This window comes from Rhodococcus sp. NPDC004095, assembly GCF_053604015.1.
Map to the genome: position 1 here is coordinate 234,295 of NZ_JBSGGS010000006.1, position 16,424 is coordinate 250,718.

Here is a 16,424-nt window from a genome sequence, read left to right on the forward strand (position 1 = left end):
CGGCCACAGCGGTGACCGGAGCGGTGTCGGGGAGGATGGACCCATGTCAGGACGGGACACGACCACACCGGTGAGCGACGACCGAGACGCCGTCGCCGGCGGCGAGAGCGACCGTCAGCACCGGACCCGCATCGTGGTGATCGTGGAGATCCTGCTCGGCGCGGTGCTGTACTCGTCCTGGCTGCTCGAGCTGGTGCTGCCGACGGGCCTGGACCCGTCCCGCGCGTACGTCAGCGAACTGGCCGCGCTGGACCAGCCGTACGGGCTGATCTTCCGCACCGGCGACCTGCTCACCGGCGTCCTGCTCACGGTCACCGCGGCGGTCGCGCTGACGCTGCGTCCCCGCCGGATCCTGACGACGATCGGCTGGGTGGGGCTGGCGGTGTTCGCGATCTCGACGGCCCTGGACTCCCGGATGCCGCTCGAGTGCTCGGCCCACGCCAGCGCCGCCTGCGCGGCACGCGAGCAGGCGGGACTGCTCGACGAGGCCAGGCTCGCGCACGCCCTGACCAGCGTCGGCGCCGCGACCGCCGCCGGCGTGTCGGTGTTCGCGTTCATCATCGCCGCGTACCGGTACGGCTGGCCGCACTGGCTGCGGTGGGTGGGCATCGCGATCGTGATCACCTACGTGGTCGGCAACGTGTGGACCGTGTTCGCGATCGACATGGACGGCCGCGGGGACGAGGTGTGGCTGCTCGGCTACGCGCAGCGGCTGCAACTGGTCGCGGTGACGAGCTGGATCGTCTACCTCGCACTGTGTACGGCATTCGGGCACAGCAGGGTTCCCGGGCACGACCGGGTTCCACGTGAAACCGCACCACCGCCCGCGACGACGGAATCGGGCTCGTGAGACCGTGACGGGGTGCAACTGCTCCTGATCCGCCACGCACTGCCCGAACGTGTCTTCACCGACGACGCCCCCGCCGATCCGGCGCTGACCCCGGAGGGGCAGGCGCAGGCCGCGCGACTGCCCGGGGCACTCGCGCCGTACCCGGTGGCCCGGATCGTCAGCAGCCCGCAGCTGCGAGCGCGGCAGACCGCTGCGCCGCTCGCCGAGGCGCGGGGCCTGACGATCGACGTCGACGAGGATCTCGCCGAGTACGACAGCAGGCTCTCGCACTACATCCCGATCCACGAGGCGAGGACGGCGGCACCCGAGGCGTATGCCCGGATCCTCGCCGGCCACCTTCCGGAGTTCGTCGACGAGGCCGAGTTCCGCGACCGGGTGCTGTCCGCGATGGGCCGCGTCGTGGCGACCGCCGACCACGAGGACACCGTCGCCGTCGTGGCACACGGCGGCGTCATCAACATCTACCTGCAGCACCTGCTCGGCCTGGACCGGCCGCTCACGTTCCCGATCGACTACACGTCGGTCTCCCGGATCTTGTTCTCCCGCAACGGAAAGGCCCGACCCGCCTCGGTCAACGAGACCGGGCACGTCCGAGACCTGCTCCCCCGGCACCGCTGACGCCCCCTGGCCGAGCGCCCCGGTAGTGCGCCGGCGAGCCGGGACCTCGGGTCAGCGCTGCAGGTCGGCGGCGCGTTCCCTGGCGACATCGAGGGCTCGCTCCGCTTTCCGGCGCGCACGGCGCCCGAGCACCTCGACCTGCCCCCCGGCTGCCGCGGTCCATTCGCCGCCCCGCTCGCGGGCGATCTCGGCCAGCTCCTCGCCGCGTTCGCGGGCGATCTCGGCCAGTTCCTCGCCGCGCTCACGGGCCAGCTCGGCGAGCTCGACCCCCCGGGTACGCACCTTCTCGGCGAGTTCGGTGCCGTGCTCACGGGCCAGCTCGGCCCACTCGCCGCCGCGTTCACGGGCGGTCTCGAGGGCGTCCGCGCCGCGCTCCCGCGCGACTTCGAGGGCGTCCGCGCCGCGCTCCCGCGCGACTTCGAGGGCCTCGCCGCCGAGTACGCCGGCGTGTTCGGCCGCCACCTGGGCCCGATCGGACACGAGGGCGAGCGCGGGGTGCCCCGACTCGGTGGCGAACACTTCCGCGACCCGGTCCTGCGCGTGCCGGGCGGCCCGCCGGCCCCGCCAGCCGAGCGACGGCTTGCCCTCGGTGTCGACGGCGGCGATCAACAGCCCACCGAGCAGTGACAGGTTCTTGAAGAACTGCATTCGTTGCGCAGCGCGCTGGGCAGGATCCTCGACGTTCCAGAACGCGTGGCCCACGACGGTGGTCGGGGCGAGGCTGCCGGCGAGTGCCAGCGCCGCCAGCCGTGGCGCCTTGCCCACGGCCAGCAGTGCACCGGCGCCCACCTGAACCGCGGCGTTGATCTTGACCAGCGTTTCCGGATCGGAGGGAACCTTCTCCGAGATCGATGCGGGAAGCCTGTCCGCGGCCTGCTCGACGGCGGTGGCGGCGGGCACCTTGGCCGCCGGGTTCCGGAACGCATCGATCCCACCGGCGATGAAGACCGTGGAGAGCAGCGGACGGGCGATACGACGAACGATCATCAACGGCCTCCCTGTTCGGTTACTTGCGACCGTAACCACAGATACCCCCGAGGGCGCCCGGCCAACCCTCCTCGGCGTGTCACGCGGGGGGAACAGGCGTTCGGGCCACCACCTCGCGCCTCACCATGAGCATCACACCGCGCCAACGCCGCGGTGCCGGCGCCGAAACCCATAAACACCAACCGATCCACCGCGCACAGCGCCGTGGGACCGCACGAAAACCGTCCACTACTAAGTGTTGCCACCTACCAGTACTCAGTGTTACTTTGTACCGGTAGTCAGCAACACCGAGTACTGGAGAAGGTGCGATGAGCAAGCAGGCGACCGAGATGCTCAAGGGAGTCCTCGAGGGCATCGTGCTCGCGATCCTGGCGGTGCGACCCGCCTACGGCTACGAGATCACGGCAAGGCTGCGCGAGCAGGGCTTCGCGGACATCGCGGAGGGCACCATCTATGCCCTGCTCGTCAGAGTCGAGCAGCGCGACCTCGTCGACGTGGAGAAGGTTCCATCCGAGAAGGGGCCGCCGCGCAAGGTGTACACCCTCAACGCGCGGGGACGAGACCAACTGAACGAGTTCTGGAGGAACTGGAGCTTCCTGGCGGAACGGATCGAGCAGCTCCACGAAGGAGAGAAGTGACCATGGGCGCCAAGTGGATCGAGACCCTCACCGGCTCGCTCGAGCAGAAGAAGCAGTTCAAGCGGGACAAGGCCCGCATCGAGGCCCTCCCCGAGCCGTATGCGACCGCCGCGAAGGCGATCCAGCGGTACCTCACCTACTACGGGGGCGTCACCGACGGCGACACCCTCGTGACCATGTTCGGCGACTCCGTCGACCTCTGGGAGCGCGCCGCGGCCGACGGCACCCCGGTGCGGGCAATCGTCGGCGACGACCCGGTCGAGTTCGCCGAGACGTTCGCGCAGGCCTACACCGGCAAGCAGTGGATCGACAAGGAGCGCGCTCGCCTCACCCAGACGATCGACGACGTCGTGAAGAGGGAGGGGAAATGACCACACGGGCAGCCATCCGGGTGCAGGGCATCGAGAAGTCGTTCGAGCAGCTCCACGTGCTACGCGGCGTCGACTTCGAGGTCGAACGGGGCAGCATCTTCGCACTGCTCGGCTCGAACGGGGCCGGCAAGACCACCCTCGTGAAGATCCTTGCCACGTTGCTGCGGGCGGACGCAGGCACGGCCTCGGTCGACGGCTTCGATGTTGCCGCGCAGGCGGCAGAGGTGCGCGAATCCATCAGCCTCACCGGACAATTCGCCGCGGTCGACGAGATCCTCAGCGGCAGAGAGAATCTCGCGCTGATCGCGAGGCTCCGGCACCTGACGAATCCGGGGGCGATCGCCGACGAGCTGCTCGCGCGCTTCTCGCTGAGCGACGCCGGGGACCGGAAGGTCTCGGCCTACTCGGGCGGCATGCGCCGGCGCCTCGACATCGCGATGAGCCTCATCGGGAACCCGCCGGTGATCTTCCTCGACGAACCGACGACGGGACTCGATCCCCAGGCGCGCAACGAGGTGTGGCAGGCCGTGCGGGACCTCGCCGACGGCGGCACGACGGTCCTCCTCACGACGCAGTACCTGGAGGAGGCCGAACAACTCGCCGACCGGATCGCGGTCCTCCACCAGGGACCGATCATCGTCGACGGCACCCTCACCGAACTCAAGCAACTGCTCCCGCCCGCGAAGGTCGAGTACGTCGAGAAGCAACCGACCCTCGAAGAGGTCTTCCTCAGCCTCGTCGGCGCCGGAAAGGACCGGTCATGACCACCCACGTTATCGCCGACACCACGGCACTCACCGGGCGCTCCCTGCGCCACATCACCCGCAGTCCGGACACGATCATCACGACGGCCGTCACACCGGTCGCGATCATGCTGTTGTTCGTGTTCGTGTTCGCCGGGGCCATCGACACCGGCGCGGGCACCGGCACGAGCACCGGCGACTACGCCACCTACCTGCTGCCCGGCATCCTGCTCATCACGATCGCGTCGGGTGTCGCGTACACCTCGGTGCGGCTGTTCAACGATCTGCAGGGCGGCATCGTCGAGCGGTTCCAGTCGATGCCGATCGCCCGCCCGTCGGTGCTGTGGTCACACGTGCTGACCTCGCTGGTCGCCAACGTGAGTGCGCTCGTGATCGTCGTCGGCGTCGCCCTGCTCATGGGTTTCCGTTCGGGAGCGAACGCCCTCGAATGGCTCGCGGTCGCAGGCATTCTGATCCTGTTCACGCTGGCGTTGACCTGGCTCGCCGTGATCGCGGGCCTCTCGGCGAGCTCGGTGGACGGCGCGGGAGCGTTCGCCTACCCGCTCATCTTCCTGCCGTTCGTCAGCTCCGCGTTCGTTCCCACCGAGTCGATGCCCGGACCGGTACGGGCGTTCGCCGACAACCAACCTGTGACCTCGATCGTGAACGCGATCCGCGACCTGCTCGCGGGCAACCCCGCGGGCTCCGACATCTGGGTTGCGCTCGCCTGGTGCGCTGGCATCCTCGTCGTCTCGTACCTGGCCGCGACGGCGATCTACCGACGCAAGTTCGCCTAGACGATCACGGACCGTCGCCTCGCAGTGTGCTCGACAGGATTGCGCGGCATCGGCACCGAGGCCCCGGAAGCTGCTGGCTTCCGGGGCCTCGGGGTGTGCGTGCCGCGGTCACCTCTACTGGATGTGGACCACCCCCATTGGGAGGACACTGAAGGGATGGGCAGGTGTCTGCCGCCGTCGAGCCCCGATCGGCGGTGACCGGTGAACCGGATGGATCGAACCCGGGACCTCGGGTACGCGGCCGGGTGGCGGCTGGTACGCGCCCTGCCGCAGCGGTGGGCCGGCCGCATGTTCGAGATCGGCGCAGACCTCGCCGCCCGCGGGGGCGGACCGGACCAGTTGCGACGCAACCTGGCGCGGGTCATCGCCACGGCACCATCCCAGGTGCCCGACGGCCTGATCCGTGCGAACGTGCGCTCCTATGCCCGCTACTGGTGCGAGGCGTTCCGGCTGCCGTCGATGGATCCGGTGCGAGTCGCCGAGAGCGTCGAGGCGTCGGCGACCGGGCTGGAGCACATTCACGAGTCGGTCGAGCGCGGCACCGGGGCCGTCCTGGCGTTGACGCACAGCGGCAACTGGGACCTGGCGGGGGTCTGGGTGGCGCAGCGGGTGGGCTCGCCCATCGTCATCGCCGAGCGACTCCGGCCGGAGTCGTTGTTCCGGCGCTTCGTCCGGTTCCGTGAAAGCTTGGGATTCGAGATCATTCCGCTGACCGGCGGCGCGATGCCGCCGTTCGAACGGCTGGCCGCGGGCCTGCGGGAGGGGCGGATCGTCGGGTTGCTCGCCGAACGCGACCTGACCGGCACTGGCGTCCCGGTCAGCTTCTTCGGTGAACCGACCCGGATGCCGGCAGGTCCGGCACGGCTGGCGATCGACACCGGTGCGCCCCTGCTGCCGGTGAACTGCTGGTTCACCCCCGACGGCTGGGGCTTCGACGTCGGCGCGCCGATCGACACCGCCGGAGGCCTGCGGGACACGACCCAGACGCTGGCCGACCGGTTCGCCACCGGGATCGCAGCGCATCCGGCCGACTGGCACATGCTGCAACCGGTGTGGACCACCGACTTCCCTGCCGGCCGATCCGGTGGTCACGAGAGCCCGTCACGTCGCCCGATCGACCGTCCTGCCACCACGTTCCCGGAGTAGCCGAGCTCGGGTCAGCGCCTACCACTGCGTGCCCGGAGCCGGTCGGCGTTGGCGAAAATGACGGCACGCAGCGCGGATTCGGGTTCGGTGAGCATGGTCCGGCGCGCCACCAGGACGAACTCGATGGACCCTGCTTCCGGAAGTCCTTGCCCTCGAACGGGTTCGAGTCCAGAAGGGGGAAGGCTCTCGGCGTGCAGCACCACCCCCAGCCCGGCCAGCGCGGCGGCGCGCAGACCGTTGAGGCTGTCGGTGGTGCAGGTGATCCGCGCGCCGCGGCCGCTGCGCCGGAGCGCGTCCAGCGCGGCCTCCCGGGTCAGCGACGGCGGCGGGTAGGTGACCAGCGGGACGGGGCCCTCGCCGTCCAGTGCGTAACCCGGCGCGGCATGGAAGGCGAGACGGTCGCGGAAGATCAGTTCCCCGTGCTGCTCCCCCGGCCGCCGCTTGCCGAACATCAGATCGAGGTCGTTGTCCGCGAGCCGGCGGTGCAGATCCTCGCTGAGACCGACGGTGAGCTCGAGGTCGACCCGGGGATGGCCGCGCCGGAACTCGGCGAGGATCTCGGGGAGTTCGTAGAGCACCAGGTCCTCCGACGCGCCGAACCGAAGGCGTCCGCTCACGGTGGACCCGGCGAAGTACTGCTCGGCGGCGTCGTGCCGGTCGAGGATGTCCTGCGCGAACCCCACCATCGCGGATCCGTCCGCGGTCAGTTCCACGCCGTGGGTGTCCCGGAGAAACAACTGCCGGCCGACGGCCTGCTCGAGCTTCGCGACGTGCTGGCTGACGGTGGATTGGCGAAGGCCCAGGCGCCGCGCGGCTGCGGTGAAGCCGCCCTCACGCTCCACGGCCAGGAAGCTGCGCAACTGGATCGGCTCGTACACCCCATCATCCAACCACTTCAATCACGATTTGTGATCGCTGAAATCATGGCTATCGAGTTCGCGAATGAGTGACCTGCCCGTTACCGTCGGGTGATGCTCTCGAAGATCCCCCTGCTGGGCCGGCTCGACCCGTTCCTGGTCGCCATCCTCACCACCGTCGCGCTCGCGGCGCTGGTCCCGGCACAGGGGATCGCCCTCGACACCGTCGCGTGGGCGGCGAAGATCGCCATCGGCCTGCTGTTCTTCCTCTACGGCGCGCGGCTGTCGACCCAGGAGGCGATCGACGGCCTCAGGCACTGGCGCCTGCACGTCACCATCCTCGCGACCACCTTCGTGGTGTTCCCGCTGCTCGGGCTCGCCGCGAAGGTGCTGGTGCCGTCCATACTCACCGACCCGCTGTACCTCGGACTGCTGTACCTGTGCCTGCTGCCGTCGACCGTGCAGTCCGCGATCGCCCTGGTGTCCGTCGCCCGCGGCAACATCCCCGGCGCGGTGGTCTCGGCGAGCGCGTCCAGCCTGCTCGGCATCTTCGTCACCCCGCTGCTGGTGGCGCTGACGATGTCCACGCAGGGCGTCACGTTCAGCGGGTCCGCGGTCCTCGACATCGTGCTGATGCTGCTGGTCCCGTTCGCCGCCGGGCAGCTGCTGCGCCGCTGGGTCGGCGGCTGGGTCAAGGAGCACGGCAAGCCGCTCAAGCTGGTGGACCGCGGCTCGATCCTGCTGGTGGTGTACGTCGCGTTCAGTCGCGGCATGAACGAGGGCATCTGGTCGATGGTGTCCGTCGGCCGGCTCCTCGCCCTCGTCGGCGTGTGCGCGGTGCTGCTCGCGATCGTCCTGGCGCTGACCTGGTACGGCTCGCGGAGCCTCGGCTTCACGTACGAGGACCGCACCGCGATCCTGTTCTGCGGTTCCACCAAGTCCCTCGCGACGGGCCTGCCGATGGCGACGGTCCTGTTCCCCGGCCAGCCGATCGGCCTGATCGTGCTGCCGCTCATGCTGTTCCACCAGATGCAGCTGCTCGTGTGCGCGGCCATCGCCGCACGGCTGGCGAAGCGGGTGCCGTTGCCGGTCTCGGCGTAGCCGGACCGCGACCGCGCCCGGCAAGCCTGGCAGACCACCCACGTGACTGACTGCCGTTTGCCAGGTTGCTGCCAACCCACGGCCAGGTTTCGCCCGTAGAAATACACCCATGGACTTCAACCACTTCCCCCAGGCCTTCAACAACTTCTTCAACGGCTTCGGCTTCGGCAGCCCGTTCCCGCAGCAGCCCCAGCCGCAGCCGCACCCTCAGCCGGCACCGTTCTTCCACTGATCACAGCCGGTCCCCCTCCGGAAACGCCCCCGCCACCTCCCCGAGGCGGGGGCGTTTCTGTGAGGCCGAACACAGGAAAACCGCTCCACCGCAACAGGTCACACGACGATCACTGCCAGACGATTGCCAGGTTTCCCCACACTTTCGGCCAGACTCCGTCGGTAGAACGGAAGACATGGACATCAACCACTTCCACCAGATCATCAACAACATCCCCGGCGGCTTCGGCCCCGCTCCGTTTCCCCAGCCGCAGCCCCAGCCGCACCCGCAGCCCCAGCCGGCACCGTTCTTCGGCAGCTGACAAAGCGAGACACTCTGTCATACACGGCATTACGGTGAGTCGCGTCGCCGCAAACCCGTGAGTGACCACCCACCAGAAGCGCCCTGCCGCAACCGTCACACGTTGCCGCAGGGCGCTTCTGCCGTGCGGGCGCCATGGTCAACAGATCGGTCATGGCGCGGGGTCGACCGGAAGGCCGCACCACATCGGATGACGAGGCTCACTCCGAATCTTTTCTGCTCCAACAGATCACAGGATTTCGTTGCCAGGCCACTACCAGGTCACGCCACGCTTCCAGCCAGACTCCACCGATAGAAATGAAGACATGAACATCACCGACATCAACCACTTCGTCAACAACATCCCCAACTTCGGCGGCTTCAACCACCCCGCCCCGCTCCCCCAGCCCCAGCCGGCACCGGCACCGGCACCGTTCTTCGGCAGCTGACACACGACACCACGGCGCCCCGTCCCCGCTCAGGGGACGGGGCGCCGTCGCGTGTGCACAACCGAGATCAGTTGCTGCAGCATCCCTCCGATGCCGGAGCGTCCACCGCGCAGTGCGCCTTCGGTGCGGGAATGTCCATCGCCGCACCTCCCCGACGTCGCGGCGCATGTCGGTGCGCTTCCAGAGAATGCTGTCGTCCTCGTCCTCAGCGGAGGCGAGCAGCTCGCCCGCTGGTACGAGCACCGGTCGTCGACCGTCTACAACGGCTGAACCGGCTCCACGATCAGCGCGAGTGTCGCTTCCGGAACGTGGCTCCGGAGGATCGCGTCGATTCTGGGCCACCGGTCCTCCGTACCGAACTCGGCCCGAATGGAACGGTAGATTTCCCGCGCCGACTCCCAGTTACCGGTGGCGACGCGGTAGCGGAATGCCTCGGTCGCGACGCCGCGGCTGATCCGGTCCGCGACCTCGTCGGACGTGCTGACGGCAGCGAGCGCGGATGCCGCCGTCTCCAGCGCGGCGGCCAGCGCGGTCCCGATCGGCTCGGCGGCCGCTGCGTCGTCGATCTCGTACCACTGCGGGGCCCCCGGGACGAGGGAGTCCAGCCGGCACCGGAACTGGCAGTCGACCTCCCTCGGACGTTCGGTGACCGTGTCACCGATCGCGGCGGCGAATTCCGTGGAGTAGACGCCGCAGTTCACGTAGAACCGCACGTGGCCACCAGAGTTGCCCGAAGAGCGTTGCAACGTAACGACATCGGTCAGCCCGTCTCTGACACGGGTGAAGACCAGCGCCCGCTTCCGGAAGCCGAGTCCCTTCAACAAGGGGCGAACATGATTGCGTTCGACGCCGTCGAAACCGGTCGGTACCGAGTCATCCACGACGGCACAACCTACCAGCGACACCGGGTGCTCCTCGCCGGGCGGTTGCCAGGTCGGATCCGCCCGGACACGTGCCGCCGCATGCGGACAAGCCGGCCGGCGCCATCGCACCCGGACCGCCCAGATGCTTCGCTGCGCAGGTGATGTACTGCAGCACAGCGGCTTCCAGCAACCTGTCAGGCTCTGCACACCTGCAGGTCAGCGAGCTCCTCGATGATGGATCGTGTCAGGACAGACCCGTTTCACACGACGAGCATTCGCCGTCGACCAGGAGGTACACCCGTGAAGGCACTACTGATCAAAGCGGCCGCCGTCGGCACCCTCGGACTTGCGGCGGTCGGGATCGGAGCGGGTGTCGCCAGCGCCGATCCCGTCCAGGGACCGGGACAGAGCCAGAACCAGGGTCAGGGCCCGAACCAGATTCCCGGTCAGAACCAGGGTCAGGGCCCGAACCAGATTCCCGGCCAGAACCAGGGCCAGAACCAGCAGCTGGAGCAGCACGTCCAGCAGCTGAAGCAGCGGTACCCGCAGTTCGCACCGCAGATCCAGCAGTTCCATCAGCAGTTCCCGCAGGCTGAGATTCCGACCGAGATCTTCTTCGGTTCATAACCACCTGGCCCAGGTCCGGTGGGGTGGGCGAGGAAGTCGCGCCGACACCCGCCCCACCGGACCGTTTGCTGCACGCGAGCGGTGCCGCGGCACCATCGTGTACCGGCAGACCAGCAGGGACGACGAATCCCGGCACCGCGGGGCGGCTAGGGCGTGTCTCCTGATCCCTCTCGGATGCATCTGGCGAAGCAATCGTCGTCTCGTAAGGCGGAGGAGAAGCCGATACGGCTGTTGTATCGGCGCCGACGACAACGCAGCGGGGCGGCGATTGGGCGCCAGAGGCGCCGAAATGGGGATTGGGAGGCATGCCCTAGGTCGCCGACTCCTGCCAGTCGTCTCCGCCCCAGGAGATGTCGATGGGGTACTCGCTGTTGAGGCCGATGGCCCAGTAGTCGACGATGCCGTGGTCCGCCGAGTCGAGTTCGACCCACCCGACGGTGAACTCGCCGCGCAGGATGCGCTGGGCCCGTCGATCGATCGCACCCAGAGAGGTGCAGAGCCCCCGCACGCGCGAGTCGATCCAGTCCGCCGCGGGGTCCGGGACCGTGATTTCCAGGGTGCTGTCGTCGCTCAGCGGGATGACGATCAGGAGCTCACCCGAGTTCGGACGTACCTCTCGCGTCGCGTGACGCTCGAACGCGCGCAACAGCTCTCGCGGCTCATACATGGCAGGTGAGTCATCGGATTTCCTGGACCGGCCGAAACGGAACACCGGACCATTCTGCCGCGCCAATCGGATCGCCACGAAAAAGCGGCCGGATCCAGTGGATCCGGCCGCTTCGATCGATCGTGTCGGTCAGGCCTTGTCGCGCAGCCAGCCGGCGAGCCAGGCCGTCGGGGTGTTCCCCGCGGCGTCGACGCTGTAGCCCTGGTAGTTCTGGTGCGCGCCCGAGCCGTAGAACTTCGCCATCTGGCCGGCCCGCTGCAGGTTGGCCTCGTCGGTCAGCTGGTTCTGCAGCGCCGGGATGCCACCGGCCCCGGCCAGGTCACCCAGGATCACGCCGGCTTCCGGAGCGTAGTCCGGCGAGTCCGACGATCCCGGGTCGGAGTTCGTCGCCGCGAAGCCGGCCATTCGCGTCACGAAGTCGTCGGGTTCGGTGGAGCAGTAGAGGTCACCCGGCGCGCAGAAGGTCACGGTCCGGTCGCTCAGCCAGCCGAACCCGCCGGGACGCGGTCCGCCGGCGCCGCTGCCCGGCACCCACGGTCCGATCAGGACGTCGGTCGGCGACCGCTTCGGGTCGGACAGCAGCCCGACGGCCGCCACCTTCTCCGGACGGATCGAGCTGAGCCCGGTGCCGATCTCGTTGGCGAGTTCACCTGCCGCGTCGGCGCCCTGGCTGTAGCCGATGATCCCGAAGCGGGTGTTGCCGCAGCGGGACTGCATCGCCTCGAGCATGCCGCGGGCATTGTTGGTGGCCTGTTGCCGGGAGGCGCCGTACACCTCGCCCTCCCACGGGAACGCCGTCGCGACGTAGCGCACGTAGTCGGTTTGGATGTCGGCTCCCCGCAGGCGGTCGGTGACGTCCGCGAGCATGCCGCCGCCGCTGTTCTTGTCCGGCGTGACACCGGTCTCCCAGGTGCCCGGGACCGCGACCACATACAGGTCGGGGCACGCCGGATCCGCCTGCGCTGCACCGGCACCGACCAGCAATCCCGCACTCGCAGCGACGGTTGCCGACGCCATCGCCACGAACTTCCTCAGCCCCATACTCCCGACCCCCTAGTTCCTGCCACTCCCGAAACGACGCGGCGATCGTCGCATCGGGATGTGTCGAAAAGATGCACAAGCGGTAAAGAAACGTTACCCCGCGGCGACGTCCGGTAGCGAGGTGAAGCACCAGAAATACCACGATCGACCGACGGTGAACGACCCGGCGGCCCGGCCGCCGCGGCCCGGGGCAGAATCGGGGCATGGTCGACTCCTCGGTACTGCTCACCATCGGATCCGTGTGTATCGGATTCGTGCTGTTCGTAACCGCCGCCAGCGGTGCCCGCGGCGGCTGGAACCGGGCCCTGGTGATCGGCCTGTTCGTCGTGGCGGTGATCTTCCTGACCGTGATTCCACTGAGCGTCGCGCTCAGCGCCGGCGTGTAGGACGACCGTGGCCACCCGGGCGCGGTGCCCGGGTGGCCACGTGAATCGCGAAGGCTCGGCCGGCTACTGCGAGGAGCCGAAGCCCCCGAACAGGCCGTCGAGGCTGCCGGTTCCGCCGCCCCCGTCGGTGTCACCGGGGACGGTCAGCGTCTGCGGCTCGGAGTCCGAGTCGATGAAACCGGCCGCACCGACGAACTCCGCGGTGACGCTGAACGTGCCCGCACTGGCGAACGTCGTGGGCAGCGTCGCAACCCCGTTCACCACATCGACCGGTGCACCGAGCGGCGTGTTACCGAGCTTGAACTGCACCTTGCCCTTGGCATTCGCCGGATCGACCGTCGCCGTCAGGGTGACCGGCTGCCCCTTCGCGACGGTGCCGACCGCCGCGAGAGTGGTGGTCGTCTGGACATCCGCGGGCGGGGCCACGGTGACACTGACCGGGAAGGCGGGCGCGACCGACGGTGCGATCCCCTCGGCACCGGAGTACCGGGCGACCACGCTGTGGGTGCCGGTGCCGGTGAACTTGTAGGGCGCGACCGCGACACCGTCGGTGCCGACCGTGCCCGTCACCTTGTCACCACCGTTGATCGTGAACTCGACCGTGCCGCCCTGGACCGCGGGCGTGACCTGCGCGTGCAGGTTGACGTCCTGGTCGACGTAGGCCTTGTCGGGCGCGGTCATCGCGACGCTGGTGGCGATGTCGTCGGTGCTGACATTGATCGTCTTCGGGGCGGAGGTCGATCCTTCGAAGCCCTGCGCACCGGAGTACACAGCGGTGACGGTGAAGTCGCCGTCGGTGTCGAAGGTGTGCGTCGTGCTGGCCGCGCCGCCGACGACGTCCACGGGACCGCCGATCGCCGTACCGTTGACCGAGAACTGGACCGTGCCACCGTTCGCGGCCGGGTTGACGTTGGCGGTCAGGGTGACCGAGTCGCCGTTCTTGACGGCGCCCGGTGCCACCACCGTGGTGGTCGTCTGCTTGTCCGCCTCCACGATGCTCGTGCTGGCCAGCGGGCCGGCCCCGGAGTTGAGCGGCGCCGTCGAGGAGTCCCGCGGACTGCACTGGGTCGGCGCCCACGCGGTGATCAGGAGCGTCGCCTCCGGCAGGAACGTCAGGTAGTTCTTGTCGTTGCCGTAGAGCCCGGCGTCGCCTGCGGAACGGAGCTTGACGTCCACCGTGCCCGAGGCGCCTGCCTTCAGCCGGACCTTCACCTGGGGCAGCTGGAACACGGTGTTCGCGCCGGACTGTGCCAGGGCGACGATGCCACCTCGGGAGCTCTTGCTCGCGGTGGGGCTGTTGCCGATGACCTGGTTGTTGCCGGACAGTCGGAGGATCGTGCCGTTCGCATCGACGACGCCGTTCTCGTTGACCCGCAGCAGGTTCGGGGCGACACCGCTGAGTCCGGAGCTGGTGCCCGGAACGATCTCGCTGCCGATGACCTGGGCGTTCTGCGGCACCTCCATGTCGACCTTGACCCGGGACACGCTCTGCAGCGCCGAGCCCGAGTTCGAGTTCGGAATGGTCAGCGGCGGAGCCGTGACCACGACGTCGTACTCCTCGCCCGCGTTCACGGACGCCGGTGCGTCGACGACGATCGAGGCTTCCTGCGTCTGACTCTGCGGACCCGCGACCGCGGACGGGGTCGCCAGACAGGTGTTGTTGAAGGTGACCGTATTGGGGGCGGCCTGGGCGGGTACCCCGGCGAGAATGGTGACGCCGGCGAGGGCGCCGACCCCCAGGGGTGTGACCATCCCGCGAATTCTCTTCTTTTGCACGAGTTCTCCTACGGATGAATGAGGGCAACTGGTGAGTCGGCCGGGGCCCGGGGTCCGATCACCCGGGCCCCGGCCGAAGTCTCAGGAGCTGAAGAGGTCGGTCAGCGAACCGAAGTCGGCGCTACCCGTTCCACCGCCACCAGGGGTGCCCGCGGCGGACACGGTGAGCACGGTCGGACCGGACACCGAGTCCTTGAACCCGCTGCCGCCGACGAAGTTGGCGGTGACCGCGTAGGTCCCCTCCGCGTCGAAGGTGTGGGTCAGCGTCGCGACGCCGTTCACCACGGCGACCGGGGCGCCGATCTCGGTGGTGCCGGCCTTGAACTGCACGGTGCCGTCGGCGTTGGCCGGGTCGACCGTGGCGGTGAGGGTCACCGTCTGCCCGACGGCCGCGTTGCCGGAGACGGCGAGCGCGGTGGACGTGGCCGCACGGGTGTCCGGGTTGCTCACGGTGACGGTGAAACCGGCCGAGGTGGACGGGGTGAATCCGGCGGTGCCGGTGAACTCGGCGACCACGTTGGCGCTGCCCGCGGCGGTGAAGGTGTGCGGCAGGACCGCGACGCCGTCACCGGTGCCGACCGGTGCGGTGCCGACCGGGGTGCCGTCGACCTTGAAGGTCACGTCGCCGCCGCTGGGGATCGGGAAGACGGTCGCGGACAGGTTGACCGGCGTGCCGACCACGGCGGTGACGGGTTCGAGCACGGTGGTCGTGGTACCGAAGTCGGCGTCGGTGACGGTCAGCGGGGACGCGGCGGACGCGGAGTCGGAGTAGCCGCCGGTGCCGACGAAGTTCGCGGTGAAGTTGTGCGTGCCGGCCTCGGCGAACTTCCGGGTGATCGACGCGGCGCCGTTCACCACGTCGACGGGCGCGCCGACGTCGGTGGCGCCGTCCTTGAACTGGACGCGACCGGTCGCGGTGGCGGGCGAGACCGTCGCGCTCAGCGTCACGTCGTCACCGACCACCGCGGTCGCGGGCACGGTCAGGGTCGTGGTGGTGTCGGCGGTGACGTCGACGGTGGACGCGGTCGAGACCGAGTTGTGGAAACCGGCGCCGGCGGTGAACTCGGCGGTCACCGAATGCGCGCCGACGGTGTCGAAGGTGTGCGAGAGGACTGCGTTGCCACCCGAAACGGCGATCGGGCCGCCGATGTTGTTGCCGCCGTCCTTGAACTGGACGGTGCCGACCGCGTTCGCGGGGCCGACGTTGGCAGTGAGGGTGACGGCCTCACCGGTCTTCGCCGATGCCGGGGCCTGCAGGCTGGTCGTGGTGTTCACGGCCGGGTCGGCAACCTCGACGTTGACACCGAAGGTGCGGCTGCCCTGATCGGTCTGCCAGGTGTTCGGCTTGACGATGACGCCGCTGTCGTAGACGCCGAACGGCTGGTTCGCGGGCACCGTGTAGCTGGCCTCGAGGGTGACGTTCTGACCGCTCTTGACGACGAAGCCGCCAACGAGGAACGTGCAGCCGCTGGTGCACTTCGCGCTCGCGCCGCCGTCGGAGTTGGTGGAGATCGACGCGCGGGTGGTGGAACCCAGGTAGGTGGCCTTGGCGCTGCCGGGCACCAGCGTGAAGCCGGCCGGCGGGATGTCCTTGACCTCGGGAATCGACAGCTCGATTCCGCTGCCGGTGTGGGCCACGGTGATCTTGTAGGAAACAGTGTCACCCGGGTGGACGACGTTGCTGCCGACCACCTCCTTCGAGAGCACGAGCTGGGCGCTGGTGATGGAGTTGCTCGACTGGGGCGGATCGGCGGCCGCGACGCCACCGGTCACGCCGAGCACGAGCCCAGCGGCGGCCGTGGCCGCGATCATCGGTGTCGCGAGGCGACGGGGAAGGGTCAGGCGCACTGCTACCTCCTCGACGGACCAGCTGACGTCGCCGGCCCTTGTGTGTGATTACAGTCACATCTCAGCGAGGGATCGTAGCGGTAACGAGGCAAACGCAGAAGCGTTTTGCTGAACACACGTCCATTTAACCTGGACATTCGTCCAACCG

Annotated in this window: 21 protein-coding genes; 14 read left to right on the forward strand and 7 right to left on the reverse strand. The window is 68.9% G+C overall.

Going from position 1 to position 16,424, the window contains the following annotated elements:
- Positions 1–43 precede the first annotated feature (43 nt).
- Both ACWEPG_RS14130 and ACWEPG_RS14135 read left to right on the forward strand, forming a co-directional pair.
- Positions 44–850, forward strand: coding sequence for a DUF998 domain-containing protein (locus tag ACWEPG_RS14130; RefSeq protein WP_452594624.1), 807 nt, complete (start codon positions 44–46; stop codon positions 848–850).
- Positions 851–862: 12 nt separating this feature from the next.
- A complete protein-coding gene (locus ACWEPG_RS14135; protein WP_452594625.1) occupies positions 863–1,468 on the forward strand; it encodes a histidine phosphatase family protein in 606 nt (201 codons plus the stop codon).
- 51 nt (positions 1,469–1,519) lie between these two features.
- On the opposite strand, the gene ACWEPG_RS14140 is transcribed toward ACWEPG_RS14135, so the two are convergent.
- Positions 1,520–2,455: a DoxX family membrane protein gene (locus tag ACWEPG_RS14140; protein ID WP_452594626.1), complete on the reverse strand. Its 936-nt coding sequence runs from the start codon at positions 2,453–2,455 to the stop codon at positions 1,520–1,522.
- Positions 2,456–2,763: 308 nt separating this feature from the next.
- Between ACWEPG_RS14140 and ACWEPG_RS14145 the strand changes: the two genes are divergently transcribed.
- The 5 genes from ACWEPG_RS14145 to ACWEPG_RS14165 all read left to right on the forward strand — a co-directional run bounded on the left by ACWEPG_RS14145 (position 2,764) and on the right by ACWEPG_RS14165 (position 6,150).
- Entirely contained in the window at positions 2,764–3,093 is a 330-nt protein-coding gene (locus ACWEPG_RS14145) for a PadR family transcriptional regulator (protein ID WP_452594627.1), read from the forward strand.
- Between the two features lie 2 nt (positions 3,094–3,095).
- The gene (locus ACWEPG_RS14150) at positions 3,096–3,464 is read left to right on the forward strand and encodes a DUF1048 domain-containing protein (RefSeq protein WP_452594628.1); all 369 of its coding nucleotides are present in this window, start codon (positions 3,096–3,098) and stop codon (positions 3,462–3,464) included.
- Positions 3,461–4,228: an ABC transporter ATP-binding protein gene (locus ACWEPG_RS14155; protein ID WP_452594629.1), complete on the forward strand. Its 768-nt coding sequence runs from the start codon at positions 3,461–3,463 to the stop codon at positions 4,226–4,228. The genes ACWEPG_RS14150 and ACWEPG_RS14155 overlap by 4 nt, the downstream gene beginning before the upstream one ends.
- Positions 4,225–5,004: an ABC transporter permease gene (locus ACWEPG_RS14160; protein WP_452594630.1), complete on the forward strand. Its 780-nt coding sequence runs from the start codon at positions 4,225–4,227 to the stop codon at positions 5,002–5,004. The genes ACWEPG_RS14155 and ACWEPG_RS14160 overlap by 4 nt, the downstream gene beginning before the upstream one ends.
- 210 nt (positions 5,005–5,214) lie before the next feature.
- Positions 5,215–6,150, forward strand: coding sequence for a phosphatidylinositol mannoside acyltransferase (locus ACWEPG_RS14165; protein ID WP_452594631.1), 936 nt, complete (start codon positions 5,215–5,217; stop codon positions 6,148–6,150).
- 11 nt (positions 6,151–6,161) lie between these two features.
- On the opposite strand, the gene ACWEPG_RS14170 is transcribed toward ACWEPG_RS14165, so the two are convergent.
- Complete coding sequence (locus ACWEPG_RS14170) at positions 6,162–7,028, reverse strand: LysR family transcriptional regulator (protein ID WP_452594632.1); 867 nt, start codon at positions 7,026–7,028, stop codon at positions 6,162–6,164.
- 93 nt (positions 7,029–7,121) lie between these two features.
- Here ACWEPG_RS14170 and ACWEPG_RS14175 point away from each other — a divergent pair, with 93 nt between their 5' ends.
- The 5 genes from ACWEPG_RS14175 (at position 7,122) to ACWEPG_RS14195 (ending at position 9,338) form a co-directional block, all read left to right on the forward strand.
- Complete coding sequence (locus ACWEPG_RS14175; protein ID WP_452594633.1) at positions 7,122–8,108, forward strand: bile acid:sodium symporter family protein; 987 nt, start codon at positions 7,122–7,124, stop codon at positions 8,106–8,108.
- Between the two features lie 109 nt (positions 8,109–8,217).
- Positions 8,218–8,340 carry a hypothetical protein gene (locus tag ACWEPG_RS14180; RefSeq protein WP_450133874.1) on the forward strand — a complete coding sequence of 41 codons (123 nt, stop codon included), beginning with the start codon at positions 8,218–8,220 and terminating at the stop codon, positions 8,338–8,340.
- Positions 8,341–8,515: 175 nt separating this feature from the next.
- The gene (locus ACWEPG_RS14185) at positions 8,516–8,641 is read left to right on the forward strand and encodes a hypothetical protein (RefSeq protein ID WP_450133873.1); all 126 of its coding nucleotides are present in this window, start codon (positions 8,516–8,518) and stop codon (positions 8,639–8,641) included.
- Between the two features lie 304 nt (positions 8,642–8,945).
- Positions 8,946–9,068, forward strand: a complete 123-nt coding sequence (locus ACWEPG_RS14190) for a hypothetical protein (RefSeq protein ID WP_450133871.1) — start codon at positions 8,946–8,948, stop codon at positions 9,066–9,068.
- 90 nt (positions 9,069–9,158) lie between these two features.
- The gene (locus tag ACWEPG_RS14195) at positions 9,159–9,338 is read left to right on the forward strand and encodes a hypothetical protein (protein ID WP_450133870.1); all 180 of its coding nucleotides are present in this window, start codon (positions 9,159–9,161) and stop codon (positions 9,336–9,338) included.
- Here ACWEPG_RS14195 and ACWEPG_RS14200 read toward each other — a convergent pair.
- On the reverse strand, positions 9,326–10,138 hold the full coding sequence (locus ACWEPG_RS14200; RefSeq protein WP_452594634.1) for a DUF4304 domain-containing protein: 813 nt from the start codon (positions 10,136–10,138) through the stop codon (positions 9,326–9,328). The two genes, ACWEPG_RS14195 and ACWEPG_RS14200, sit on opposite strands and share 13 nt — an antisense overlap.
- A gap of 93 nt (positions 10,139–10,231) precedes the next feature.
- On the opposite strand from ACWEPG_RS14200, the gene ACWEPG_RS14205 reads away from it, so the two are divergent.
- The gene (locus ACWEPG_RS14205; protein WP_452594635.1) at positions 10,232–10,558 is read left to right on the forward strand and encodes a hypothetical protein; all 327 of its coding nucleotides are present in this window, start codon (positions 10,232–10,234) and stop codon (positions 10,556–10,558) included.
- 310 nt (positions 10,559–10,868) lie between these two features.
- On the opposite strand, the gene ACWEPG_RS14210 is transcribed toward ACWEPG_RS14205, so the two are convergent.
- A complete protein-coding gene (locus ACWEPG_RS14210) occupies positions 10,869–11,225 on the reverse strand; it encodes a hypothetical protein (protein WP_452594636.1) in 357 nt (118 codons plus the stop codon).
- Between the two features lie 129 nt (positions 11,226–11,354).
- Positions 11,355–12,266 (reverse strand): cutinase family protein, encoded by a 912-nt coding sequence (locus ACWEPG_RS14215; RefSeq protein ID WP_450113920.1) that lies wholly within the window; start codon positions 12,264–12,266, stop codon positions 11,355–11,357.
- A gap of 203 nt (positions 12,267–12,469) precedes the next feature.
- Here ACWEPG_RS14215 and ACWEPG_RS14220 point away from each other — a divergent pair, with 203 nt between their 5' ends.
- Entirely contained in the window at positions 12,470–12,652 is a 183-nt protein-coding gene (locus ACWEPG_RS14220; RefSeq protein ID WP_450113919.1) for a hypothetical protein, read from the forward strand.
- A gap of 63 nt (positions 12,653–12,715) precedes the next feature.
- On the opposite strand, the gene ACWEPG_RS14225 is transcribed toward ACWEPG_RS14220, so the two are convergent.
- Together ACWEPG_RS14225 and ACWEPG_RS14230 are read right to left on the reverse strand one after the other, a co-directional pair.
- Positions 12,716–14,404, reverse strand: a complete 1,689-nt coding sequence (locus ACWEPG_RS14225; protein WP_452594637.1) for an Ig-like domain-containing protein — start codon at positions 14,402–14,404, stop codon at positions 12,716–12,718.
- 105 nt (positions 14,405–14,509) lie between these two features.
- Complete coding sequence (locus ACWEPG_RS14230) at positions 14,510–16,276, reverse strand: Ig-like domain-containing protein (RefSeq protein WP_452594638.1); 1,767 nt, start codon at positions 16,274–16,276, stop codon at positions 14,510–14,512.
- Between the last annotated feature and the right edge of the window lie 148 nt (positions 16,277–16,424).

Coding starts and splice junctions, on each gene's coding strand:
- ACWEPG_RS14130 (WP_452594624.1), top strand. CDS start 44: ATGTCAGGACGGGACACGACCACACCGGTGAGCGACGACCGAGACGCC.
- ACWEPG_RS14140 (WP_452594626.1), bottom strand. CDS start 2,455: ATGATCGTTCGTCGTATCGCCCGTCCGCTGCTCTCCACGGTCTTCATC.
- ACWEPG_RS14145 (WP_452594627.1), top strand. CDS start 2,764: ATGAGCAAGCAGGCGACCGAGATGCTCAAGGGAGTCCTCGAGGGCATC.
- ACWEPG_RS14150 (WP_452594628.1), top strand. CDS start 3,096: ATGGGCGCCAAGTGGATCGAGACCCTCACCGGCTCGCTCGAGCAGAAG.
- ACWEPG_RS14155 (WP_452594629.1), top strand. CDS start 3,461: ATGACCACACGGGCAGCCATCCGGGTGCAGGGCATCGAGAAGTCGTTC.
- ACWEPG_RS14160 (WP_452594630.1), top strand. CDS start 4,225: ATGACCACCCACGTTATCGCCGACACCACGGCACTCACCGGGCGCTCC.
- ACWEPG_RS14165 (WP_452594631.1), top strand. CDS start 5,215: ATGGATCGAACCCGGGACCTCGGGTACGCGGCCGGGTGGCGGCTGGTA.
- ACWEPG_RS14175 (WP_452594633.1), top strand. CDS start 7,122: ATGCTCTCGAAGATCCCCCTGCTGGGCCGGCTCGACCCGTTCCTGGTC.
- ACWEPG_RS14180 (WP_450133874.1), top strand. CDS start 8,218: ATGGACTTCAACCACTTCCCCCAGGCCTTCAACAACTTCTTCAACGGC.
- ACWEPG_RS14185 (WP_450133873.1), top strand. CDS start 8,516: ATGGACATCAACCACTTCCACCAGATCATCAACAACATCCCCGGCGGC.
- ACWEPG_RS14190 (WP_450133871.1), top strand. CDS start 8,946: ATGAACATCACCGACATCAACCACTTCGTCAACAACATCCCCAACTTC.
- ACWEPG_RS14195 (WP_450133870.1), top strand. CDS start 9,159: ATGCCGGAGCGTCCACCGCGCAGTGCGCCTTCGGTGCGGGAATGTCCA.
- ACWEPG_RS14210 (WP_452594636.1), bottom strand. CDS start 11,225: ATGTATGAGCCGCGAGAGCTGTTGCGCGCGTTCGAGCGTCACGCGACG.
- ACWEPG_RS14215 (WP_450113920.1), bottom strand. CDS start 12,266: ATGGGGCTGAGGAAGTTCGTGGCGATGGCGTCGGCAACCGTCGCTGCG.
- ACWEPG_RS14220 (WP_450113919.1), top strand. CDS start 12,470: ATGGTCGACTCCTCGGTACTGCTCACCATCGGATCCGTGTGTATCGGA.
- ACWEPG_RS14225 (WP_452594637.1), bottom strand. CDS start 14,404: ATGGTCACACCCCTGGGGGTCGGCGCCCTCGCCGGCGTCACCATTCTC.